22 protein-coding genes are annotated in these 22,751 nt (G+C 48.1%); 21 read left to right on the forward strand and 1 reads right to left on the reverse strand.

The window, feature by feature from the left end; translation table 11 throughout:
- Positions 1–22: 22 nt before the first annotated feature.
- The 21 genes from HND56_00545 (at position 23) to HND56_00645 (ending at position 21,895) form a co-directional block, all read left to right on the forward strand.
- Complete coding sequence (locus tag HND56_00545; GenBank protein QKK04259.1) at positions 23–1,270, forward strand: TolC family protein; 1,248 nt, start codon at positions 23–25, stop codon at positions 1,268–1,270.
- Complete coding sequence (locus tag HND56_00550) at positions 1,267–3,123, forward strand: efflux RND transporter periplasmic adaptor subunit (GenBank protein ID QKK04260.1); 1,857 nt, start codon at positions 1,267–1,269, stop codon at positions 3,121–3,123. The genes HND56_00545 and HND56_00550 overlap by 4 nt, the downstream gene beginning before the upstream one ends.
- Entirely contained in the window at positions 3,110–6,322 is a 3,213-nt protein-coding gene (locus HND56_00555) for an efflux RND transporter permease subunit (protein QKK04261.1), read from the forward strand. Before HND56_00550 ends, HND56_00555 begins: the two co-directional genes overlap by 14 nt.
- Positions 6,312–7,643 carry an APC family permease gene (locus tag HND56_00560; GenBank protein ID QKK04262.1) on the forward strand — a complete coding sequence of 444 codons (1,332 nt, stop codon included), beginning with the start codon at positions 6,312–6,314 and terminating at the stop codon, positions 7,641–7,643. The genes HND56_00555 and HND56_00560 overlap by 11 nt, the downstream gene beginning before the upstream one ends.
- A gap of 214 nt (positions 7,644–7,857) precedes the next feature.
- Entirely contained in the window at positions 7,858–8,322 is a 465-nt protein-coding gene (locus tag HND56_00565) for a copper-binding protein (GenBank protein ID QKK04263.1), read from the forward strand.
- A gap of 21 nt (positions 8,323–8,343) precedes the next feature.
- Complete coding sequence (locus HND56_00570; protein QKK04264.1) at positions 8,344–8,961, forward strand: DUF2231 domain-containing protein; 618 nt, start codon at positions 8,344–8,346, stop codon at positions 8,959–8,961.
- Positions 8,962–9,236: 275 nt separating this feature from the next.
- Entirely contained in the window at positions 9,237–9,644 is a 408-nt protein-coding gene (locus HND56_00575) for a MerR family transcriptional regulator (GenBank protein QKK04265.1), read from the forward strand.
- Positions 9,645–9,836: 192 nt separating this feature from the next.
- Entirely contained in the window at positions 9,837–10,028 is a 192-nt protein-coding gene (locus HND56_00580; GenBank protein QKK06511.1) for a DUF2933 domain-containing protein, read from the forward strand.
- A gap of 3 nt (positions 10,029–10,031) precedes the next feature.
- Positions 10,032–10,697, forward strand: coding sequence for an isoprenylcysteine carboxylmethyltransferase family protein (locus HND56_00585; GenBank protein QKK04266.1), 666 nt, complete (start codon positions 10,032–10,034; stop codon positions 10,695–10,697).
- The gene (locus tag HND56_00590; GenBank protein QKK04267.1) at positions 10,697–10,870 is read left to right on the forward strand and encodes a hypothetical protein; all 174 of its coding nucleotides are present in this window, start codon (positions 10,697–10,699) and stop codon (positions 10,868–10,870) included. Before HND56_00585 ends, HND56_00590 begins: the two co-directional genes overlap by 1 nt.
- 44 nt (positions 10,871–10,914) lie before the next feature.
- Positions 10,915–13,143 (forward strand): copper-translocating P-type ATPase, encoded by a 2,229-nt coding sequence (locus HND56_00595; protein ID QKK06512.1) that lies wholly within the window; start codon positions 10,915–10,917, stop codon positions 13,141–13,143.
- A 43-nt stretch (positions 13,144–13,186) separates the two neighbouring features.
- Complete coding sequence (locus HND56_00600) at positions 13,187–13,462, forward strand: hypothetical protein (GenBank protein ID QKK04268.1); 276 nt, start codon at positions 13,187–13,189, stop codon at positions 13,460–13,462.
- An 8-nt stretch (positions 13,463–13,470) separates the two neighbouring features.
- Positions 13,471–14,658, forward strand: coding sequence for a Na+/H+ antiporter NhaA (gene nhaA / locus HND56_00605; GenBank protein QKK04269.1), 1,188 nt, complete (start codon positions 13,471–13,473; stop codon positions 14,656–14,658).
- A 23-nt stretch (positions 14,659–14,681) separates the two neighbouring features.
- A complete protein-coding gene (locus HND56_00610; GenBank protein ID QKK04270.1) occupies positions 14,682–16,049 on the forward strand; it encodes an MBL fold metallo-hydrolase in 1,368 nt (455 codons plus the stop codon).
- Positions 16,046–17,563, forward strand: a complete 1,518-nt coding sequence (locus HND56_00615) for a thymidine phosphorylase family protein (protein ID QKK04271.1) — start codon at positions 16,046–16,048, stop codon at positions 17,561–17,563. The genes HND56_00610 and HND56_00615 overlap by 4 nt, the downstream gene beginning before the upstream one ends.
- Positions 17,560–18,444, forward strand: a complete 885-nt coding sequence (locus HND56_00620; GenBank protein QKK04272.1) for a ribose-phosphate pyrophosphokinase — start codon at positions 17,560–17,562, stop codon at positions 18,442–18,444. Before HND56_00615 ends, HND56_00620 begins: the two co-directional genes overlap by 4 nt.
- 3 nt (positions 18,445–18,447) lie before the next feature.
- Positions 18,448–19,134 (forward strand): hypothetical protein, encoded by a 687-nt coding sequence (locus HND56_00625; GenBank protein ID QKK04273.1) that lies wholly within the window; start codon positions 18,448–18,450, stop codon positions 19,132–19,134.
- A gap of 367 nt (positions 19,135–19,501) precedes the next feature.
- Positions 19,502–19,771 carry a hypothetical protein gene (locus tag HND56_00630; GenBank protein QKK04274.1) on the forward strand — a complete coding sequence of 90 codons (270 nt, stop codon included), beginning with the start codon at positions 19,502–19,504 and terminating at the stop codon, positions 19,769–19,771.
- Between the two features lie 455 nt (positions 19,772–20,226).
- Positions 20,227–20,736 (forward strand): hypothetical protein, encoded by a 510-nt coding sequence (locus HND56_00635; GenBank protein QKK04275.1) that lies wholly within the window; start codon positions 20,227–20,229, stop codon positions 20,734–20,736.
- A 94-nt stretch (positions 20,737–20,830) separates the two neighbouring features.
- Positions 20,831–21,190 (forward strand): hypothetical protein, encoded by a 360-nt coding sequence (locus HND56_00640; GenBank protein QKK04276.1) that lies wholly within the window; start codon positions 20,831–20,833, stop codon positions 21,188–21,190.
- Positions 21,191–21,328: 138 nt separating this feature from the next.
- Positions 21,329–21,895 carry a hypothetical protein gene (locus HND56_00645; GenBank protein QKK04277.1) on the forward strand — a complete coding sequence of 189 codons (567 nt, stop codon included), beginning with the start codon at positions 21,329–21,331 and terminating at the stop codon, positions 21,893–21,895.
- Between the two features lie 6 nt (positions 21,896–21,901).
- On the opposite strand, the gene HND56_00650 is transcribed toward HND56_00645, so the two are convergent.
- Positions 21,902–22,657 carry a hypothetical protein gene (locus HND56_00650; GenBank protein ID QKK04278.1) on the reverse strand — a complete coding sequence of 252 codons (756 nt, stop codon included), beginning with the start codon at positions 22,655–22,657 and terminating at the stop codon, positions 21,902–21,904.
- Positions 22,658–22,751: the final 94 nt, after the last annotated feature.

The raw sequence follows: 22,751 nt of genomic DNA on the forward strand, positions 1-22,751 counted from the left end.
GACTGTATTCTCGGAGAAGGTCATGACATTTAAAAGAATTCTATGTATTAGCGCTGTTCTTATTTTCTGCACATCGGGTTCCGCTATGGCGGCATCCTTTGAAGACTATGTGCGGCGTTTAAATGAACACCCTCAAGTGGAGAAACTTCTGGCTGAAAGTGCAGCATCCAATGCACAAGGAGCGGGGGAGCTGGGGCTTCCTGATCCAATGTTCATGATTGGTGTCGATAATATGCCTATCTCCGATCCGGCTTTTGATCGTTTTCTGCCAACATCCAAGGTAATCGGTTTTTCCCAAGCTATTCCTAACCCCGCTTTACGTGGGGCAAAAGCTGATAAGCTGCAACAAATGTCTAAGAAACAAGCACTGATAGCTAATTATACGCTTAGCAGGCTTCGTTTTATGCTGGTTGCTAAACTGGCAGAATATGAAAGTGTTAAAACGCAGCAGAAGCTGATCAAAACTCAACTTGGTCATTATCATGACCTGGAAAATACGTTTAAAGGGCAAATTGAATCTGGACGCTCTGTTTACCAGCGTTTTTCTGAAGTCGATGTCGAACGTGCCGAAGCTGAACGCAAGCAAAATGATCTTGACTCACAAAAGGCCGCAATTGAGGCGGAGTTTATTCGTTTGGTCGGGGAAGTACCGGAGATTGGTTTGCCGGAGATTGTTAATGAGAACTGGGATAAAAATCCTAATGTAATTTATGCTGTTTTGATTGCGGCGGAAGATGTTGCGATCGCACAAAAAGATATAGGAATTGCTGATGCTGCTTTTCTGCCGAATTTCGGTGTAAACGCAGTTTACAAACAGCGGGAGGGTGGCAGAAATGGAATGTTTTCAGGTGATGACTGGTTTTCTGTTCAGGCCCAGGTGAGTATTCCGCTTTGGGCATCTGCTAACCAGAAACCGAAATTGCAAGCGGCGAAAGACAGGCAGCGCGGCGCCATGTTTGCCTATGACGATGTGAGCCGGATGTGGGTGAAACAAATGACGGCGCTCCAGAGTGCCCGCGATGCTGCCGCGAAGAATGTGGCGGTGTTGCAGGATAAGGATCATGCGATGAAGGGCAAGATCGATGCGGCGCAGCGCAACTACGAGGCTGGAACCGAAGATCTCGACCGGGTGTTGTTGGCCAAAATTGACAGGCTGAATATTCAGGCGCAGCTGGCGCAAGTTAAAGCGGCGCATATAGCCAAAACGGCAGAATTTAATTCCAACATTGCCTCTCAAAATATCGGCGGTTTTAAGGAGACACAAGAATGAGAAAAATAATCCCGGCCCTGTTTCTGATCATGGCCTTCTTTTCGATGCCCGCTTTGGCGGAAGGGCAAAAATACACCTGCCCGATGCATCCGCATTACATTGCCGACCGGCCGGGCAGCTGTCCGATTTGCGGTATGGATTTGGTTGCTCTTGATGCGGAAGAAGAAAGCAGCGGTTCTGACGCGGCTGATACTTCTTCATCCTCAGCGCCATCCGGCGAGAAGAAAATTCTCTACTGGCAAGCGCCGATGAACCCGAATTACAGAAGTGATAAACCGGGAAAATCACCGATGGGCATGGATCTGGTGCCGGTTTACGGCGATGGCAGCGAGGGCAAAAAGAAAGACCCTAACGCACGAACGGCAGTTACGATTGCGCCTGAAACCATCCAAAACACAGGCGTGCGGACGGAGCAAGCGCAAATGGCGGCGTTTGGAACAGCCGTGCGCAGCTATGGCGATGTGACTGAAAATGTCCGTCTGCAGACCGATATTGCGGGGCGCGTGTCCGGCTGGGTACAGGATTTGAAATTCAAGGCTGAAGGCGATGAGGTTAAAAAAGGCGAATTGCTGTTTACGCTGGATAGCCCGGAGTTGATCTCGGCGCAGCAGGATTATATCAGTGCGCTGCAAACAGGCGTTCAGGGACGGATCGGCGCGGCGGAAAGACGGCTGCGTTCGCTCGGCGTGCAGAACTCTGTGATTAAGACGATCCGCAAAAACCGCAAGGCTGAAATCTATATGCCGTTTTATGCGGAAAGCGACGGCGTGATCAGCATGATCAGCATTCGTGAAGGCACCTATGTGAAGCCCGGCATGATGGTGATGCAGATACAGGATTATGCCTCCGTCTGGGCCGAGGTCAGCATTGCCGAACAGGATATTCCTTATATTGATGAAACGACCAAGGTTATGGTGTCTTTCCCCAATCTTGGCATTCAGGAAACGCGGGCGAAGATTGATTATATTTACCCCACCATTGACCGTGCCACGCGCACTGGCCGTGTGCGGCTGGTGCTGGATAATCCGGATAACATCCTAAAGCCTGGTGCCTATGCCGATGTGGAATTTGAAACGGGCGTGGAGCGCCGCCTGTCAATCCCCAGCGATGCGATCCTGAAAAGCAAGGACGGCGATTTTGTCGTGGTGGCCTTGAATGAATCCCGGTTTCAGCCGCGTAGAATTTTGGCGGGTCTGAAATATAAAGGCCGGACGGAAGTGCTGAAAGGCCTGGCCGAGAATGACAATGTCGTGGTCAGCGGGCAGTTCCTGATTGATTCCGAAAGCTCGCTGCGGGAATCCTTCCGCAAGATGCAGCGCATGCAAAGACCGTTGCATCTGCTTGAGGTCGGCGATGACCAGATGGCAATGATCGATCATCTGGCCGATGCCGCGCTTTATATCCATGAAGAATTGATGGAAGGCCGTACGCCCAACCCGAAAATGATCATGCCGGCGATAACGCTGGGCGATCATTTGATGCCGGTCTTCCGGGGCACGAAACTGCAATTCGTTCTGGAAGATGCGGAAGATGCGCTTGTCAAAGCCAAGGACAGCCTGACCGATATGGAATGGCAAACCAGCCTGAATGAGTTGGTGACGGCCTTAAAACCGTGGCTGCTGGAAGGCCGTCCGCAATATTACAAGGATAAGGGCTTAAAGCTTTATATGGCGCACGGTCTGGACAAATACTGGCTGCAGCTGGATGAAGAGGTGCAGAACCCTTACGGCGAAGGTCATCCGATGAAGATGGACTGGCCGGATAAGGTTGTTGAAGCCGCAAATGATACAGAAGCCCCTGAAGAGGCGGAAGCGGCAGAACGTTCAGCAGGAGGCGGCCATGGCGGACATTGATAACCAAGCGCCGGGCGGAGACGATCACCTTTCTCATGACCCGACGAAATCTTTTGTTGCCAAAGTCATAGACTGGTCGGTGCATAACCAGCTGCTGGTCGGCATGATGATGATTGCGTTGCTGGTGGCAGGCATATTGGCTGTGCAGAAAACGCCGCTTGATGCCATTCCTGATATGTCGGATACGCAGGTGATTATCCGCACCGATTTTGCCGGGCAATCGCCGCAGATCGTTGAGGATCTGGTGACCTACCCGCTATCTACCACCATGCTTGGTTTGCCGAAAACGAAAGATGTGCGCGGCTTTTCCATGTTCGGCAGTTCCTTTGTATACATTATTTTTGAAGATGACGTGGATCAATACTGGGCGCGAAGCCGTGTCATCGAGGCTTTATCCAAGATCCAGGGCGATTTGCCGGATGCGGCCAAGCCGCAAATCGGGCCGGATGCCACCGGTGTCGGCTGGGTGTATCAATATGCGCTTGTTGATAAAAGTGGCACTTATGATTTGGCACAGCTGCGCAGCCTGCAGGATTGGTTCTTAAAATTTGAGCTGGCGACTGTGCCCGGCGTGTCGGAGGTGGCTTCGGTCGGTGGGTTTGTGAAGGAATATCAGGTCTTGATCGATCCTAACCGTTTGCGCGCCTTTAACGTGCCGCTGAAACGGCTGATGGAAGCGGTCAGGAATGCCAGTATGGAAGCCGGTGGCCGGGTCATTGAAAAGGGCGAGATGGAGATGATGATCCGCTCCAAAGGCTATGTCACCAAACTGGATGAACTTCAGAAGGTTGTGGTCTATGCTCAGGACGGCGCGCCTGTAAGGCTGCAGGATGTCGCCCGCGTGATTGAAGGACCGGAGCTTAGGCGCGGTGTGACAGAGCTTAACGGCGAAGGCGAGGTTGTGGCCGGGGTCGTGGTGATGCGCGCCGGGGAGAACGCCCTGCATGTGATTGAGGGCGTGAAGGAAAAGATTGAAGAATTGCAGCACGGCCTGCCGGAAGGGATCGAGATTGTTTCGGTTTATGACCGTGCGCCGCTGATTGAGGGCGCTGTTGAGTATCTGGTGGAGAAGCTGATTGAGGAAGCTATCGTTGTGGCCTTGATCTCGTTTATTTTCCTTCTCCATGTGAGATCGGCTTTTGTGGCGATTGTGACTTTGCCCCTTGGCGTTCTGGCCGCTTTTATCGTGATGTCGGCGCAAGGGATCACAGCCAATATAATGTCACTGGGGGGAATTGCGATTGCGATTGGCGCGATGGTGGATGCCTCGATTGTCATGGTTGAAAATGCGCACCGAAAACTTTCGGAACTTCCCAAGGATGCTTCGCGTGAGGATAAAAACGCGGCCATTTTACTGGCGACCAAGGAAGTCGGTCCGGGGCTGTTTTTCTCATTATTGATCATTACCGTCTCGTTTCTGCCCGTCTTTGCTTTGACCGGACAGTCTTACCGTTTATTTGCGCCGCTGGCCTTTACCAAGACCTATGCGATGGCGTTTGCCTCTATCCTGTCGGTGACGATTGTGCCGGTGCTGATGCTTTGGCTTATTCGCGGCAAGATCCGCAAAGAGGAAGAAAACCCGATCAACCGCTGGTTCATTCACCTCTATGAGCCGATTCTGAAGCTGGCCTTAAAACGCAAATGGCTGACGGTTTTGATTGCCGCCGGACTTTTAGGCTCGATGGCCATACCTTTAGCCAAAACCGGATCTGAATTCATGCCCGCGCTGTATGAGGGTGAGTTGCTTTATATGCCAACCACACTGCCCGGCGTGTCCATCACCAAGGCCAAGGAAATTCTCCAGCAATCAAACCGCCTGATTAAAACCATTCCTGAGGTGCATCATGTCTTCGGTAAGGTGGGTCGCGCCGATAGTGCCACGGACCCGGCCCCGATCTCCATGATTGAAACATGGATCAGGCTGAAACCGCGCGATGAATGGCGTAAGGGGCTGGATGCGGACGGGTTGATCAAGGAGCTGAATAATCGCGTCAAAATCCCGGGCGTGGTCAATTCATGGGGCTATCCGATTAAAATCCGTATGGACATGATTTCCACCGGCATTCGTACCCCGATTGGGATTAAGATTGCCGGAGATGATCTCAATGTCATAGGCCGCGTGGCTTTGGATATCGAGGCAGCTGTGAAAGACGTGCCGGGCACGCGCTCTGCTTTTGCTGACAGGGTCACAGGCGGGAAATACCTGGAGATTGAACCCGACCGGGATGAGTTGGCGCGGCGCAATATCGACCTTGGCGTATTCCAAAAGATTATTCAGACGGCGCTGGGCGGCATGAAAATGGCGGAATCCATTCAGGGACGTGAGCGCTATAATATCATGTTGCGCTATGACCGTCCGTTTCGTGAAGATCCGGAAGATCTGGCCGATATTCTGGTGCCGACGCCGCAAGGCCAGCATATTCCGCTGGGTGAGTTGGCGAAAATAGAGTTCGTCGAAGGCCCTCCCATGATCAAGTCGGAAAATGCCCGCCTGACCGGCTGGGTGTTTGTCGATATTGAAGACCGGGATATTGGCACCTACGTTAAGGAAGCGCAGAAAATTGTGGCGGAGAAAGTCGATCTCCCCGCTGGTTATGCCTTGATCTGGTCGGGACAGTTTGAGCAGATGTTAGAGGCTGCGGCGCGTATGAAAATCGCTGTTCCTGCCGCTATCTTTATTATCTTTACGCTGTTGATGGTGCATTTCGGGCGGCTGGACAGAACGCTGATTATCATGCTCTCGCTCCCCTTTGGTTTGATCGGCGGGGTCTGGGCGCTATATCTGGCCGGATATAATTTCTCGGTCGCGGTCGGTGTCGGCTTTATCGCGCTGGCCGGGATTGCGGTGGAAACCGCCGTAGTGATGTTGCTTTATATCGATCACCAGGTACGGGAACATCCACCAAAAACCAAGCAGGATTTGCTTGAAGATGTGATCCATGGCGCGGTGCTGCGTGTCCGGCCGAAATTGATGACGGTCTCCGTTATTCTGGCAGGTCTGGCGCCGATCTTTATCACAGAAGGCTTAGGGTCTGATGTTATGCGCCGCATCGCCCTGCCGATGGTCGGTGGCATGATCAGCACAACCATTCTCACGCTCATTTTCATCCCGGTTGTCTATTACCTCTGGGAAGGACGGCGGTTTAAGCCAGCGGAAATCAAAAAAGACGAACAGGAAGCGCTGTCGCATGAAGCATGATCACTCCACGCAATATAAAGAAAACAGTTTAAGTCTGGTTGGGGCTGTCTCTATGGGGACAGCTGTTATCATCGGCGCAGGGATCTTTGCGCTGACCGGCCAGATTGCCGAGCTGGGCGGGCAGTGGTTTCCCCTGGCCTTTCTGGTTGCGGCTGTTGTGACCGCTTTTAGTGCTTATTCCTATGTGAAAATGTCGAATGCTTATCCATCCGCTGGGGGTATCGCAATGTTTCTGGAGAAGGCCTACGGTAAGGGCACAATCACGGCTGGCGGAGCATTATTGATGTATTTCTCAATGGTGATCAATGAAAGCCTGGTCGCGCGAACATTTGGCTCCTACACCATACAGCTCTTTGATGTTGGTAAAGACAGCTGGCTCATTCCGGTTTTGGGTGTCGGCCTTTTGTTGTTCGCCTTTTTCATCAATATTTCTGGTAACCGCTTGATCGGAACATTCTCGTTTGTTATGTCAGTGCTGAAAATCGGTGGGATTGCCGTATTTGGTATTGTTGGGCTGTGGTTATCGGGCTTTTCGTTAGAGAGTTTTTCCGTTGCCCCCGCACAGCCATCCGGTGCGAGCGGATTCTTAGCTGCGGTTGCCTTGGCGATTTTATCTTATAAAGGCTTTACGACCATCACAAATAGCGGCTCGGAGATTGTTGACCCGCACCGCAATGTCGGGCGGGCGATTATTATTTCTATTGCCATCTGCGTTGTTGTTTATTTTTTGGTGGCGTTGGCTGTAGCTGGTAACTTATCATTACCTGAAATTATTGCTGCGAAAAATTTTGCTCTGGCGGAGGCGGCGCGCCCTGTTCTGGGTGATTTTGGATTATGGTTTACCGTCGCCTTAGCGATTATTGCGACAGTTTCAGGAGTGATTGCTAGTGCTTTTGCAGTTTCCAGGATGCTCGCTATGCTCACCGATATGAAGTTGGTTCCACATAGTCATTTCGGAATGCCAGGCGATATTCAAAAGCACACACTTGTTTATACGATTATTCTGGCGATCTTTCTTACGGTGTTTTTTGATCTCAGCCGGATTGCTTCTCTTGGTGCAATTTTTTATCTCATCATGGATATTGCCGTTCATTGGGGTGTGCTCCGATATTTGCGCAAGGATGTGAAGGCTAATGTGCTTGTCCTGATTACCGCGATCGTAATGGATATTGCAGTGCTGGGCGCATTTCTGATAATAAAAGTGCAGACGGATATGCTGGTGATATATGTAGCTCTCGCCGGAATAATTTTTATATTTGGGGCAGAAAAGCTCTTTTTAAGCACGTCTTCTAATCCTGATGGCGGCGCCGATAAGCCATAAAAAAACCGTTTCTGCCCTTTGCGGCATTATCACTCTAATACCCACGTCTGCAATGTGGCCTAGCCGTAAATTCTCTCCGCATTGTATTAAGATTGGTGCCCTAAAGTTTCTAATATAGCCATTAAGAAAATCATCTTTTTTTGAGGGTTAGTCTGTATCTGTTCGTAACAGTTCTGTAAGCCGTTTTATTAAACTTTATAAGGAGAGCTCTGCTATGGATTTTGTCAAAAAGATGTTGTTTTTAACTATGGTATTTATTCTGGGATCGGCGTATACCCCTTCAGCATTTGCTGAAGGTGATCAACACAAGAGCCATCATCAAGAGCAGGCCAAACATGACCATCATGACAAGGTTAGCGCAAAGCATGATGCTGTAATGGGGAAGGCAATTATTCATAGCATTGATCTGGAAAACAGAAAAATCAATCTCTCGCATGAGCCGATCCCGGCTTTAAAATGGCCTCAAATGACCATGGATATGGATGTTGCTGAAAATGTAGATATAGCTTCTCTGGAGCCAGAACAAAACATTCTCTTCCATATCGAATTGGGTGCGGACAAAATTTACCGCATCACTCAGATTATGGAAGCGGATGATCATCAGGCTACTCAGCAGTGTGTAGCTGGTATGGACTGCCCTATGCAGAAAAACCTAAACCATGCAGAACATGCTCATTAAGGCAGGAGAAAAATTAGTATCATGGATATAGAACTCATTCCAAATTGGCATCCTGTATTTGTTCATTTTACGGTCGCTTTATTAAGTTTATCGGCGCTGATGTATTTGACAGGGTTCGTTTTAAAAAAAGAAAATCTGTTAGTTGTTGCGCGGTGGAACCTTTGGATTGGCGCGATTATTACAGTCGGCACAGTTCTGGCTGGTTTTCATGCTTATAATACAGTTGCACATGATGGCCCCTCGCATGCTGCGATGACAGATCATAGGCACTGGGCGTTAATGACAGCATCCGTATTTGGTGTAATAGCACTCTGGTCACTCATCATGCATCGTGGCGCAAAAACTGTGAGCGCGGCTTTTGTTCTGGTAATCCTTTTGGCTTCCGGATTACTCGCCATTACCGGCTATAAAGGTGGTGAGGTCGTATATCGACATGGTACGGGAGTAATGAGGTTGCCGAAGGTTACGGGGGATGGTAGTCACGCAAGCCACAAACATGGTGAAGAGGTGCGTGGTGATGAGCATAAGAGCCATGCGCACAATGAAGAGCCCGGCAACCATAACGCTATGACAGAAGAGGTTGATAAACAGCCGAGTAGCGATCACATAGATCACGACCATGGCGGAGCCACGCACTGATTTGTATATCTCTTCTTGGAGGGGTGTGGCGCTATGGTAGTAACGAGGTCAAAACTATAGGGGGTTATCACCCGAAAATTAATTGTTAAAGACAGCGCAGATCACTTCGTAATAGAGCGCTATGCATGAATTGGAATGATAGTACGGGGTCATAAAATAGCGTCGTTTCCTGATGCATGGGGCTCTAAGCTGTAACCAGTAAAAAACCGGCAGAAAAAACATCTTGATCTTAGAGTACACTTCAAGGTGTAGGGTTAACTGGAAAGGTGAAATATATGAGAAATTTAACTATAGGACAATTGGCAAGTGAAAGTGGCGTTCGTTCCGATACGATCCGTTATTACGAGCAGTTGGGGCTTATTAATCCAGATGGGAGGTCTGCAGTTGGATACCGTCTCTACGGAGCAGAAAGTATTCGCCTGTTAATGTTTATTCGCAGAGCAAAAGGTTTGGGATTTAAGCTGAGAGAGATTAAAACCCTTCTTGCTCTTAAGTCATCGCAAACTGCGACCTGCAAAGACATGTTAGAGCGGACAAATCATAAGTTGGAGGAAGCTAAGGGTAATATAAAGTACTTGAAAAATATTTACGGAGCGCTCGAAAAATTATCTCAGGAGTGCCCTGGTGGCGATATGCCGCTTAGTGAGTGTCCAATTTTAGATTATTTGCATGCAGAGGGTTAATACAATTTCTTTCAGGAATGTGTCGGTATTTGTACATATGCTGGGGTTATTTTGACAATACTGGGAATTGTTTTGGTCAACACACTTCAGCAAACAGCTCTGATGAAATAACAGGAGGAAATTATGAACCACCATCACAAACATTATCACAAGCCGGAAAATAAGAAAATTTGGTGGAAAACACCTTTCGGAATGGTGTGTATTTTCTTTTTTGCTATAGCTGGGTATCTCCTATTTATGGAGCACCGCGCACACATTGGCGACAAGTGGATATGGCTGCTACTGTTGGCCTGCCCGTTAATGCACGTATTCCATCACGGCGGACATAGTGGACATGGCGGCCACGGAAGCCATGATCATTCAGATATCGAAGAGGAAAAATAAACAATGGAACATGAAATGGGAAGTTCCTATGGACTATGGTCGTTGGTTATTTTGAATTCGGCAATATTTATCATTTTTGCTTTTAGTTTTTTCAAGCCACGAACCAAGAGAGATTGGCGAAGCTTCAGTGCTTTTTCCGCCTTTGTCGTGGCATTGTTTGTGGAGATGTACGGCTTCCCTTTAACAATTTATCTTTTGTCCGGATGGCTTGCGAGCCGTTATCCGGGTGTGGATTTCCTAGCTCACGAGAATGGGCACCTATGGCATACGATTTTTGGCTTTGATGGTGACGCTCATTCCGATCCGATGCATATTGCCAGCTTTGTATTTATTGGTGGCGGCTTCTGGATTTTATCGGCCGCTTGGAATGTGCTTTATAAAGCACAGCGCGTTGGAAAAATGGCGGTGACAGGGCTGTATGAAAAAGTACGACATCCGCAATATATCGGTTTTATTGCCATTATGTTCGGCTTCCTGTTGCAATGGCCTACGATCCCAACCCTCATTCTTTTCCCGATCCTGACCTATATGTATATCCGTTTAGCTAAGAAAGAAGAACAAGATTCAAGTGAACGTTTTGGCATAGCATGGGCAGATTATTCTGCCCGAGTTCCGGCGTTTATCCCTAAATTTTCATCATCTTCAACTGCTCAAAAAGGAGAAAAATAATGAACGATCATAAACACGATAAAAAATCCGGCGGGTGCTGCGGTAGTGATAAACATAACGATCATAGCAACCCAGAAAAAGACAAAGATGGCTGTTGTGGGGGAGATAAAGATAAAAAACCAGAAACAGATAAAGCAGAAGAAAAAGGCGGTTGCTGCGGTAGCAACAAATAAAGCGGAGAAATGACATGGCCTCACATGACCACGGCTCGACAAAAATGGCTGAAGATCATTCCCATTGTGCCCATCACGGTGACAATAAGCCTACCGATGACGCGCTCAAGCACGGTGGCAAATACGACAGGGTGCCGGAAGGGTTTGGTGGAACAGTTTATACCTGTCCCATGCACCCCGAAGTGCGTCAGCCTAAACCGGGGTCGTGTCCTATTTGTGGAATGGGCCTTGAAGCCGAAACGACTTCTGCTCGGGATGATGAGGAACCTAATCTGGAACTTGTGGATTTCGCTCGCCGTTTTTGGGTGGGGGCAGTTTTAACAATACCGCTCCTTATTTTATCAATGTCGCCTTTCGTTGGGTTTACTGCTATCCGTGAGTTTTTTGGGGAACGCATGACGCTCTGGATTGAATTTGCCTTGGGTACGCCCGTTATTGTCTGGTCGGGGTGGCCTTTTTTTGTGCGAGGCTTTCACTCTTTCCGCACTATGAAACTCAATATGTTTAGCCTGATTTCTATGGGTACGGGCGCAGCTTATATCTTCAGTATTTTTGCGGTTCTAATGCCTGATATTTTCCCTGATGGATTTCGTGATGCTGAAGGTCATGTCGGGGTTTATTTTGAAGCTGCTGCTGTCATTATAACGCTTGTGTTGTTAGGCCAGATTATGGAGTTACGTGCTCGTGAGCGCACGGGGGCGGCGATTAAGGCGTTACTGGATATGGCGGCTAAAACCGCCCGTGTGATCCGTGAAGACGGCACGGAAGAGGAAATTCCGCTTGAAGATGTGCTGGTTGGCGATAAGCTGCGTGTGCGCCCAGGTGATAAAGTGCCGGTGGATGGAAAAGTTCTTGAGGGCCGGTCTTCGGTTGATGAATCGATGATTTCCGGTGAACCGGTACCGGTTGAAAAAGTCTCCGGAGATACTGTGACCGGGGCCACGATCAATGGCACGGGCAGTTTGATTATTGAGGCGACACGGGTGGGCGCAGATACGACACTCTCACAAATCGTTGAGATGGTCGCTAATGCACAAAGATCGCGCGCTCCGATCCAGAAATATGCCGATATGGTAGCCGGATATTTTGTGCCTGTGGTGATTCTTGTTGCTATTTTTGCCTTTATTGGCTGGGCTATCTGGGGTCCGGATCCGGCGCTGTCTTATGGTCTTGTTGCTGCCGTGGCGGTGTTGATTATCGCCTGTCCCTGCGCTCTTGGTCTGGCCACGCCGATGTCGATTATGACGGCGACAGGGCGCGGCGCACAGGCTGGTGTTTTGATTAAGAATGCCGAAGCTCTGGAGCGTTTTGAAAAGGTCGATATCTTGATTGTTGATAAGACGGGTACCCTCACTGAAGGAAAGCCTAAGCTGGTTGCGGTGCTGCCTGAAGAGGGGCATGATGAGGCCGAAGTTCTGCGTCTTGCGGCTTCACTTGAACGCGGATCAGAGCATCCGCTAGCTGAAGCTATCGTGAAAGGAGCAGAAGAGCGTGGCGTAGATATGGCGGATGCCACGGACTTTGAAGCTATCACAGGTAAAGGTGTTAAAGGCGTGGTTGATGGGCATGCAGTGGCACTCGGTAATTCTAAACTGATCGCTGATATGGGGCTTGATAGCGGGGCACTGGTTGAGACTGCTAATGCACGGCGTGATGAGGGTGAAACGGTGATGTTTGTTGTTCTTGACAACGCTATTGCCGGGCTGGTCAGTGTGGCTGACCCCGTTAAGGAAACAACACCTGCGGCTTTGAAAGCGCTGCATGAGCTTGGTTTCCGGATTATCATGGCGACCGGTGATAATGAGCGCACGGCAAAGGCTGTGGCCGGACGGTTGGGGATTGATGAGATCCGCGCCGACGTTTTGCCGGAGGATAAAGCCCGGATTATCAAGGAACTTCAGGAGCAGGGTCTCAAAGTCGCGATGGCTGGGGATGGTGTCAATGATGCACCAGCCTTGGCGCAAGCCGATGTGGGCATTGCTATGGGTACTGGTGCGGATGTGGCGATTGAAAGCGCAGGTTTTACCCTCATTAAAGGCAATCTTGACGGTATTGTCCGCGCCCGCCGCCTCGTGCGCGCTACCATGCGCAATATCCGTCAGAATCTGTTTTTTGCCTTGGTTTATAATGCCGCTGGTGTTCCGGTGGCGGCGGGGCTTTTGTTTCCGCTTTTTGGCATATTGATTAGTCCGATGTTTGCCGCCTTTGCTATGAGCGCATCATCGATTTCAGTTGTTTTGAATGCACTGCGCTTGCGGCGTGTAAAAATTTGAAAGGGAACGAAAATTAAAATGGAACATCTCAGAGGAAGGAAATATGGATCAATTTTCTGGTGACATTGCAGCCATGCTAGAAATCGCACTGATCGGCGCCGGTCTGGTGGTTCTTTATTACGGGGGTAAAGAAGGCTCAAAGCTAATGAAGGCAGGTGCTTGTCTCATGCTGATCGGGGGCTTTTTGGGCCTTGCCTGTACTGGATATTGGTGGTTTAAATATCACAGCATAGGGGTTTTTGATAACCCGAGAGTTTCAACTGTCAATCTCGTGCACCATGATGGTGACACCAAGCATCATTTCTTTCCTAAAGAGTAATGAGAAATATGCAAAAGCGTACACGCCATTTTGCTGTCGCGGGTAAAATCGCTAGTGCCGATCAATGGGCTAGTCTTATGATGATTGGTGCGCTGGTTGTTGCTTTGTTCTGTGTTAATTCACCCCTGAAGCTAGCTTACGATATTTTTCACCACACGCCTGTTGCGATCAGTTTCGGAGATTTTGTTCTGCAAAAGCCGCTGGTGTTTTGGATTAATGAAGGACTGATGGCACTTTTCTTTTTGGCCGTTACCCTTGAAATTAAGCGCGAGATTCTGGAAGGCCACTTCTCTGGCATGCGCCAAATACTCCTGCCCGCTTTTGCGGCTTTAGGTGGGATGGCAATTCCGGCGGCGTTTTATTTTTTGCTCAACCGAAATAGTCACGAGTGGATTCAAGGCTGGGCGATTCCAACGGCTACCGATATTGCACTTAGTCTCGGCGTGCTGTCATTACTGGGCAAGCGTGTACCGATTGAGCTGAAGCTGTTTCTGGCCGCGCTGGCCATATTTGATGATCTGGGCGGGATTCTGATTATTGCACTTTTCTATGGTAGTCACCTGACTGTGAGCGTTCTTCTTTTCTCACTACTTGGTATTGCTACTTTATTTGTATTGAATCGCTTGGGTGTACCTCGTGCTTCGCTTTATGTCGTCATCGGCATCTTTTTATGGGCGACTTTTCAAGAATCCGGCATCCATCCGACTATGGCTGGTGTTGCAGTGGGGCTGGCTTTGCCTTTACGGCTTAAAAAGTCATGCACTCATATCCCTTTGCGCTTTGTTGAGGATGGTTTGCACCCGTGGGTAGCGTTTTTCGTTATACCGCTTTTTGCTTTTTTTAATGCTGGAATTATTATTAGCGATGTTACTCTGCATTATTTGGAATCATCGCTCTCACTCGGTATTATTGCCGGACTTGTTCTTGGAAAACCGCTTGGTATTTTTACCTTCGCGTGGCTTTCACATCTATTTGGTTTTGCCAGTTTGGCCCCTCACGTGAGTTGGCGGCATATTTTTGGTGTGGCGTTACTTGGTGGGATAGGTTTTACCATGGCGTTGTTTTTAAACACACTGGCCTTTCCTGTTGGGGGTAATTCTGAGGTTGGCAGAATAGCAATACTTTCTGGTTCTTTGATATCTGCCCTGGCCGGATATGTATGGTTATACTTCAGCTTGCCAAAATCTGAACATTAAACCATCCATCTAAGGAGATTTAAATGAAACTGACATTTTTAGGTGCAACTAGTACGGTGACCGGTTCGAAATATCTTCTAGAAGCTGGTGGTAAGAAGATTATGATAGATTGTGGCCTGTTTCAAGGCCATAAGGAGCTGCGCCTGCGTAATTGGCAAGGATTCCCGGTCAACCCACGCGACATTGATGCGTTGATCTTAACTCATGCCCACCTGGATCACAGCGGCTATATTCCCAAACTGACAAATGCTGGGTTTGAAGGGCCGATATACTGTTCCGAGGCCACGTTTGATTTATGCAAAATTTTGTTGCCCGATAGTGGTCATATTCAGGAAGATGACGCTGAACGCGCTAACCGCTATGGTTATACCAAACATAAACCAGCTTTGCCGCTTTACACGGAGCAAGAAGCCCGTGAGACATTTGAATATTTCAAACCTGTTGATTTTGGTAAGCCGTACAAGATTACAGATGAGCTTGAATTTACTTTGCATCATGCCGGACATATTTTGGGGGCATCTTTTATTAGGGTTAGCGACAAAGGCGGTACATCCATCCTATTTTCTGGCGATATAGGCCGTCTTGACGATCCTGTAATGAAAGCGCCGGAAAAAATAGAAGATGCTGACTATATTGTTGTGGAATCAACATATGGTGACAGACTGCACGGGAAAAGTGATCCTACAGAAGATATTGAACGTGTCGTTCAGGAGACCATTCAGAGAGGTGGTACGGTTGTGATCCCTGCTTTTGCAGTTGGTCGAGCACAAGCTATGATGTTCTACATTCACAAACTAAAAATCACTGGTCGTATACCACGTAATCTGTCAGTTTTTCTTGATAGTCCTATGGCAATCAATGTGTCTGATTTGCTTTGTAAACATATAAATGATCACCGAATGCCCCCTAATTTTTGTATGGATGTTTGTGGAGTTGCAACATACACGCGCTCTGTAGAGCAATCCAAAGCTATTAACAGTAAAAATAACAATATGCCGAAGATTGTTATTTCAGCTAGCGGTATGGCGACTGGGGGGCGTGTTCTTCACCATCTAAAGAATTATATTGGTGATGAGCGCAATACCATCCTTTTGGCTGGATTTCAGGCCGGAGGAACGCGTGGTGCTAGACTGGCTCGTGGAGAAAAGGAAATCAAAATCCATGGTCAACTTTTTCCAGTGCGGGCACAGATCGAGAAGCTCGATAACATGTCGGCGCATGCCGATTATGCTGAAATTTTGTCGTGGATGGGTGGTTTTAAAAGCCCACCACGTAAGGTATTTGTTGTCCACGGCGAAGCGACAGCGGCGCGAAGTATGAGAGATAAAATCGAAGAAAAATTTGGCTGGAACACAGAGGTTCCCGAATACCTACAAACGGAGGAATTATGACGGACAGACCTAAGTCTATATTGAAGCTGCGGCGCCTTGGTATAGATACCTATAAGGAGGCCGTGATATATATGCGTGAGGATTGCCATGTTTGTCGTGCTGAAGGCTTTGAAGTACAGGCGCGGGTTAAAGTAACTCTAAACGGGGAATATTTGATCGCGACGTTGAATATGGTGACATCCGATATTTTGCAGCATGGCGAGGTCAGCTTGTCCGAATATGCTCTACAAAAGCTTGAAGCCCGGGATGGGGATGAAATCCATGTTTCTCATCCTTCTCCCGTTCATTCTCTCAGCCATGTACGCTCTAAAATCTATGGTAATGCATTGGGATCGGATCATTTGCGGTTGATTGTCAATGACATAGTTGCCGGTCGATATTCAGACATTCATGTGTCTTCTTTTTTAACCGCTTGTGCAGGCGGGCGACTTAATGGGATGGAGGTCGTTCATTTAACCCGCGCTATGGTTGATAGTGGTGAGAAGCTGGATTGGGGCGGGAAACTGGTGGTGGATAAGCATTGCGTCGGCGGCTTGCCAGGAAACCGTACAACACCGATTGTGGTAGCAATTGTTGCAGCGCACGGGCTGACCATGCCAAAGACCTCATCGCGTGCTATAACTTCTCCGGCAGGAACGGCGGATACGATGGAAGTGCTGACCAATGTTAATCTTGATGTGGTAGCTATGCGCAAAGTAGTGGAGTTGGAAAATGGCTGTGTGGTCTGGGGTGGTTCAGTGTCTTTAAGCCCTGCAGATGATATTCTCATTCGCGTAGAAAAAGCTTTGGATCTCGATAGTGAAGGGCAACTTGTTGCGTCTATTCTGTCAAAAAAAATTGCTGCCGGATCTTCGCACGTTTTAATCGATATACCGGTAGGACCTACAGCTAAGATACGTTCTATAGAGATGGCCGCAGAACTTTCCCGTTACCTGGAACAAACAGGAGCAGAAATGGGGATAGGCGTGCGTGTGCATACAAGCGATGGCAGTCAGCCGATCGGGCGTGGCATTGGTCCCGCTTTGGAAGCGCGAGATCTTATAGCTGTGTTGAAGGGGGAAAAAGATGCTCCGGATGATTTACGACAACGGGCACTAGACTTGGCTGGATATATTCTAGAATTTTCACCGGACGTTGAAAATGGACAAGGTCGAGCACTGGCTATGGCTCTTCTGGAAAACGGCAAGGCATGGGAAAAGTTTCAGGCAATTTGTGAGGCTCAGGGGGGTATGAAGGATATCCCGACCGCTGGATATACGCAGGTGATTGAATCGAATAGAGCAGGGCAGGTCATGGCTATTGATAACCGCCGTATCGCCCGTGTGGCAAAATTGGCCGGAGCTCCTGCGGATAGGGAGGCCGGTGTAGATCTCCATAGCCCGGTGGGCACAAAGGTTGAAAAAGGCCAACCGCTTTTTACCGTGCATTCTAATGCGCCGGGGGAGCTTGATTACGCGTTGAGTTATCTTGAAGAACAGAATGGGATCATAGACATTCAAGGAGAAACATCATGAGTCTCTTATTTGCTTATCCGAAGAATGAAGAGCACGCTGTAGCGCTAGTCAAGGAGACCGGATATGAGCTGGGAGCAGTAAAAATCCACCATTTTCCGGATGGTGAAACTTTAGTGCGGCTGGAAACCGATGTAAAAGATAAAGATGTGATTTTATTTTGCAGTCTTGATCATCCTGACAGTAAAGCTATGACGCTCATGTTTATTGCGCAAACTGCCAAAGAGCTGGGTGCAAAATCAGTGGGACTGATTGCGCCGTATCTTGGCTATATGCGTCAGGACAAGCGCTTTAATGAAGGAGAAGCGATCACTTCCAATATCTTTGCAGCTTTTTTATCGCGACATTTTGATAGCTTGATCACTGTTGACCCGCATCTTCACCGTCACAAGACTATGAAAGAAATATATACTATTCCGGCACAGGTGATCCACGCTGCCGACGCCATCGCGGGTTGGATTAAGGGCAATGTAGAGAAACCCGTTCTAATTGGCCCGGATGAAGAGAGTGAGCAATGGGTGTCGGACGTGGCGGCGCGTGCAGATGTACCTTACACAGTTCTGACTAAGACGCGGCGCGGGGATAAGGAGGTAGAAGTTTCTGTGCCGGATGTTGATCAATACAAGGCTCATACGCCTGTGCTCGTAGATGATATTATCTCTACCGCACACACTATGATAGCAACAGTGATTCATTTAAAAAGAGCTGGAATGAATCCGCCAGTTTGTATTGGCGTGCATGCTGTCTTCTCGGGAGGTGGGTATGAAGCTCTGCAGAAGGCTGGCACCGCAAAAATAGTGACTTGCAATACAATCCCGCATCCCAGTAATGCGATTGACCTAAGTAGTCTACTTGCCGTGCATCTTCAGAATAAGAAAGTGTAAGGTATGTGCATGTCAGAACCTGTCAGTTTTGTGGCTGGTGGCATACTATTGGCAGGGGGCGCTTATGCGGCATGGAAAGCCTATAAAATTAACATGCGCTATTTTCCCGTTTCCATGATGCCGGTGTTGGCAGGCATTCAGCAAATGATGGAAGGGCATGTCTGGATGGGATTGACAAATGGTGATCCGAATATGGTCTGGTGGGGAGCGATGGGATTTATCTTTTTCTCATGGCTTATGTGGCCCACCTGGATTCCTTTTGCTATTTACTTTCTGGAGCCGCCTGGTAGTAAACGAAAAAGAACACTTCTGATGTTTTCTTTTGCGGGGCTAGCATTAGGGCTGACATTATATATCCCACATTTAGCTAATCCCGATTGGGTCAAGGTAGCCATTAATAATCATTCAATAGCTTATGAGGATACGATGTTCCTCGATTATTTTATCCCGCGTGAGCTGACTTACGCAATTTATATGTTTCTGATCGTCACGCCTCCATTGATTTCGAGATATCTGCATATGCGGCTATTTGGATTGACCTTGATCATCGTTATCGCTGTGGTTTGGCTTTTCCTTTCCTATGCTTATATTTCGTTTTTCTGCCTGTTGGCAGGTGTGGCAACTATGCACCTGATCTATATCATCGTTCATAATAAATGTTGTCGAGAATGCCCTGAGCTGTTTCTTTAAGCTTCTTTAATGAGGGTTGTAGAACCCTGGGGATGTCTGTTCTGGTACACAGATGGGGTCATTTGCTTTTTTTGCCGGTCGCTTAATGCTGGCAACATAATATTATAAATTGCTACCGATTCTTTTTATGGTGCTATTACACTGGTAGTATTTTCAAGGCGTTACCCAATTAACATAATTATAAACTATTATTGTTTATTCTATTTCATTGTATTTTATTGTTAAATTGGTTTTTCGATATTCAAAATGCTGGTTTCCTAGGGTTTTTAGTGTGTTTTTGCGGTATAATAGAAAGATAAGGCTTTTAAAAGCTCAGCACGCTGCAGGAGGGAACTAAACTGCAAACTTGGAAGGATGTGCTGCCGGAATGGACAAGCCGCAAGAGCCGGTTACATACAAGCGTAAATACGCCGACGGCGAAGAGGTTTCTTTTGTAGATCTGCGTGAGGCCTACCGGACAGCTGCGAGTCTGGTTGCGGATTTAGGCGACAACTATCTTCCCGTTTTTCAGCGTCTGGAGCAAGAGTTGCAAGAGCGGCAACAGAAGGAAGCTGTGAAGGCTCGCGCTCTGGAAGTCGCGCGGAAGGAACGACAAAAGAATACCACTGGACTGCCTCCGCATCTCACAAAGTCATGATAAGATTCCGTACATAAAATCTGCGTTTTTTGCTTGCAAAACGTGGACGTATTCCGTATATTTCGGTATACGTAACGGTATACACAACGGTATACTTTTATGTGGGGTCGATAAGGTGAAACGTTAGTGAATCAATGTTTATCAATAACTTAATGTGGTGTCTATTTAAGTAAGAGTCCTCTTCTGGGCACCACAAACAAAGAAAAAAGCCCCGTTGGGGGCTTTTTTCTTTGTTTGTCACTGGAAACTTCGCGCAAACAAGCAGCTTTAGCTGCGCCGGTTGCGCGTTAGTTGGAAGTGGAGACAAAAAGACCCCTTGAATGGGGTCTTTTTTCTTTATTCTGCCGCCAACCACCTTAAAATGAAATCTGTTGTTTTGTTTTCTTGTGGGGGAAGGATTAAATGTATTGTGTCCCGCTTTTTCCAATCCACTTCAACGATTAAGGAGTTTAAAAATGGACGAACTCCAAATGATAGATATGCTCGTTAATCAGGATTGGCAAACCGTTCGTGCTACAAATCTGTATGAATCTTTAGGAAAGCGCTTTCTTCTTCATATTACCTTTGAAACACAAAAAGGTAATATCACATTAGCTGGCGAAGCACATTCAGATAAAGAAGGGTATGACAATAGTTTTTCATTGAGTATTCCTGGATTACGCCCCAAACCTGAATGGGGGATTTCGTCTTCATCAAAAGATGTGTCGTGGGAAATAATAAATTTTAGCCAACAATGGAAAAATACACCTTTCGAAACCCTTATGAAGGCGCCTCGGGATGTCACATTTAGACATGATCCATTGATTTATATTCGTCAATACCCATGTAAAACATTTCTTGATCATTTTGTGTCGATGGAGTTATTCAAAAAAACTGACGATGGAAGGACTGTTAAATTCATTATCACGTCCTCTGACGAAGAGCCTTGTTGTGTAGAAATTGAAGAGACAATCGAGGAGAAGTAAAGGGGTCAGATTAGATTGAAAATCCGGCCTTATTGGAAAAAAGTGTGGAAAAAAGTGGGACACGATACAATTAATTCCCTGACGGGAATCCCGAATGCAACCCCGCTTTGTGCCTGTGTGGAAAAAGCGGGACACGATACAATTAATTCCCTCGCGAGAATCCCAAACTTTGTCACAAAGCGGTGGGTTTTTAATGCGTTACCATGCGGGTCAGGAGGATGAGAAGAAACAGGATCAGAATAATGATTTGAAGCCTTGTTGCGATTTTATCCCATTTTTTTTGCTCTTTTATATTATCGTTCCTTTTATTCACGCGCCCTCCTTGAAAAACATAGATAAACAGCCGCATAGCTTTGCGCTGCGGTACGGGTTTTTATCTATAAAAGGGGCGGCGGGCGGGAGCTGCTATAAGCCAGGATATTTTCAAGGACATCAAACATATTCCGCAGGCTAACACAGGTCATAGGCGGATGCAAAAAATCCGGCTTTCCGGTTTGCTTTTACCGCGCGGGCTTTGCCGGATTGACTCCGGCAAGGCTACGCATTAGGCTCATAGCCTTACATATTGCAGAAAATAAAAGGAAGATTGCGGATGCCATGGACGATTGAGGCAAAGGTGCAGCCTTTTGCGGGTTTTGCCGGTCATTTATATCTGGATATTTTTGACGATGCGGGAAAGCGCGTTGTGCAGATCAACGGTTTTTCCTTTTGCGACAAGACAAAGAAAATTACGCCGATCGGCACGCCGCAAGATAAATTAAAAGCCTATGTGACGAATAAGGTTGTTCTGGCTGAAACATCCGGGCTTGACCGTGACCATCAGCCCTATGACGGGCATGTTATTTTCTCCGGCACGAAGGAGGAGGTGCTGGAGGTGATCGACCGGCTGAAAGAACTGGCGGAGGAATTTAACGCCAAAGATTTTCTCTATCGCGTCTTTTCCTTTAACAGCAATACGGTTTTTTCGGCGATGGTGCATAAAATCTCCCAGATTGTGCCTGTCGATATGGAGGCCGTTGATAAAACAATCGCCCTTAAAAAGATTACGCCCGGCGTGAAGCGTAAGCTGATGCGCAATAAGACCAGCCTGACGGAGGTTTTTAATAAGGGTAAAAAATCCCGCGGCACAAAGCCGAAACCGCCGAAGCCGACACCTTAAAACAAGTCATATCCCGTAAGCGCGGCTGAGGAGGAAACCGACGGCATAGGCAAGTCCTGCCGCCGCGCCGCCTGTCAGCAGGGTTTCGATTCCTGCGCGGAGGCGCGGGCGCTGCATGGCTTGCCCTTTTAAGACGCCGATGGTGAAAAAAGCGCAAAGGGTAAGAACTGCACTGGCGGAGGCCGCTTGTACAAGCGGCAGCGCGGTTAGGAAAAACGGCAGCAGCGGTACCAGCCCGACCAGTAGAAACATAGCGAATGTGACAAAGGCGGCGGTGGCGGGTTTCGGCACGCTGACGGGCAGGCCGTGTTCCTCCACCAGCATGGTGTCGATCCAGCGGTTTTCATCCGCCGTGATGGTGGCGACGATTTTTTCCAGTATATCGCCTGTGAAGCCCTTGTTTTTGAAGATGCGGCGGATTTCCTCGCGTTCGCCTTCGGGGACGGTCGCGATATGATGGGCTTCCTCCCGCCGCGTTTTTTCGATGACTTCCTCGCGGCTTTTGGCGTTCTGGTAATTGCTGATGGCCATGCTGAAACCGTCGGCGACCAGATTGGCGCAGCCTAAAATGGCCACCACGACAGGGTTAAACCCTGCGCCGACGCCGCCCGCGACAACGGCAAAAGTGGTGATGCAACCGTCAATGCCGCCCAGCACGGCATCGCCGACATAGCTGTGCTGCGGCGGGCTGCCGATGCGCTGTTTGACGGCGGCGGGGGTGTGGGAGGCCTCCAGATTTTCCTGTGTTTTGCCGTTGCTCATTTTTCTGCCCGTATCTTTTTCAGGGATGGACGGCTATTTCTTGGAATTTCCGTCAATTTATATTATATATAATAGTCCGGCTTTACACGAAAGA

It is taken from the genome of Pseudomonadota bacterium (assembly GCA_013285465.1).
Lineage (GTDB): Bacteria > Pseudomonadota > Alphaproteobacteria > Micavibrionales > CSBR16-224 > CSBR16-224.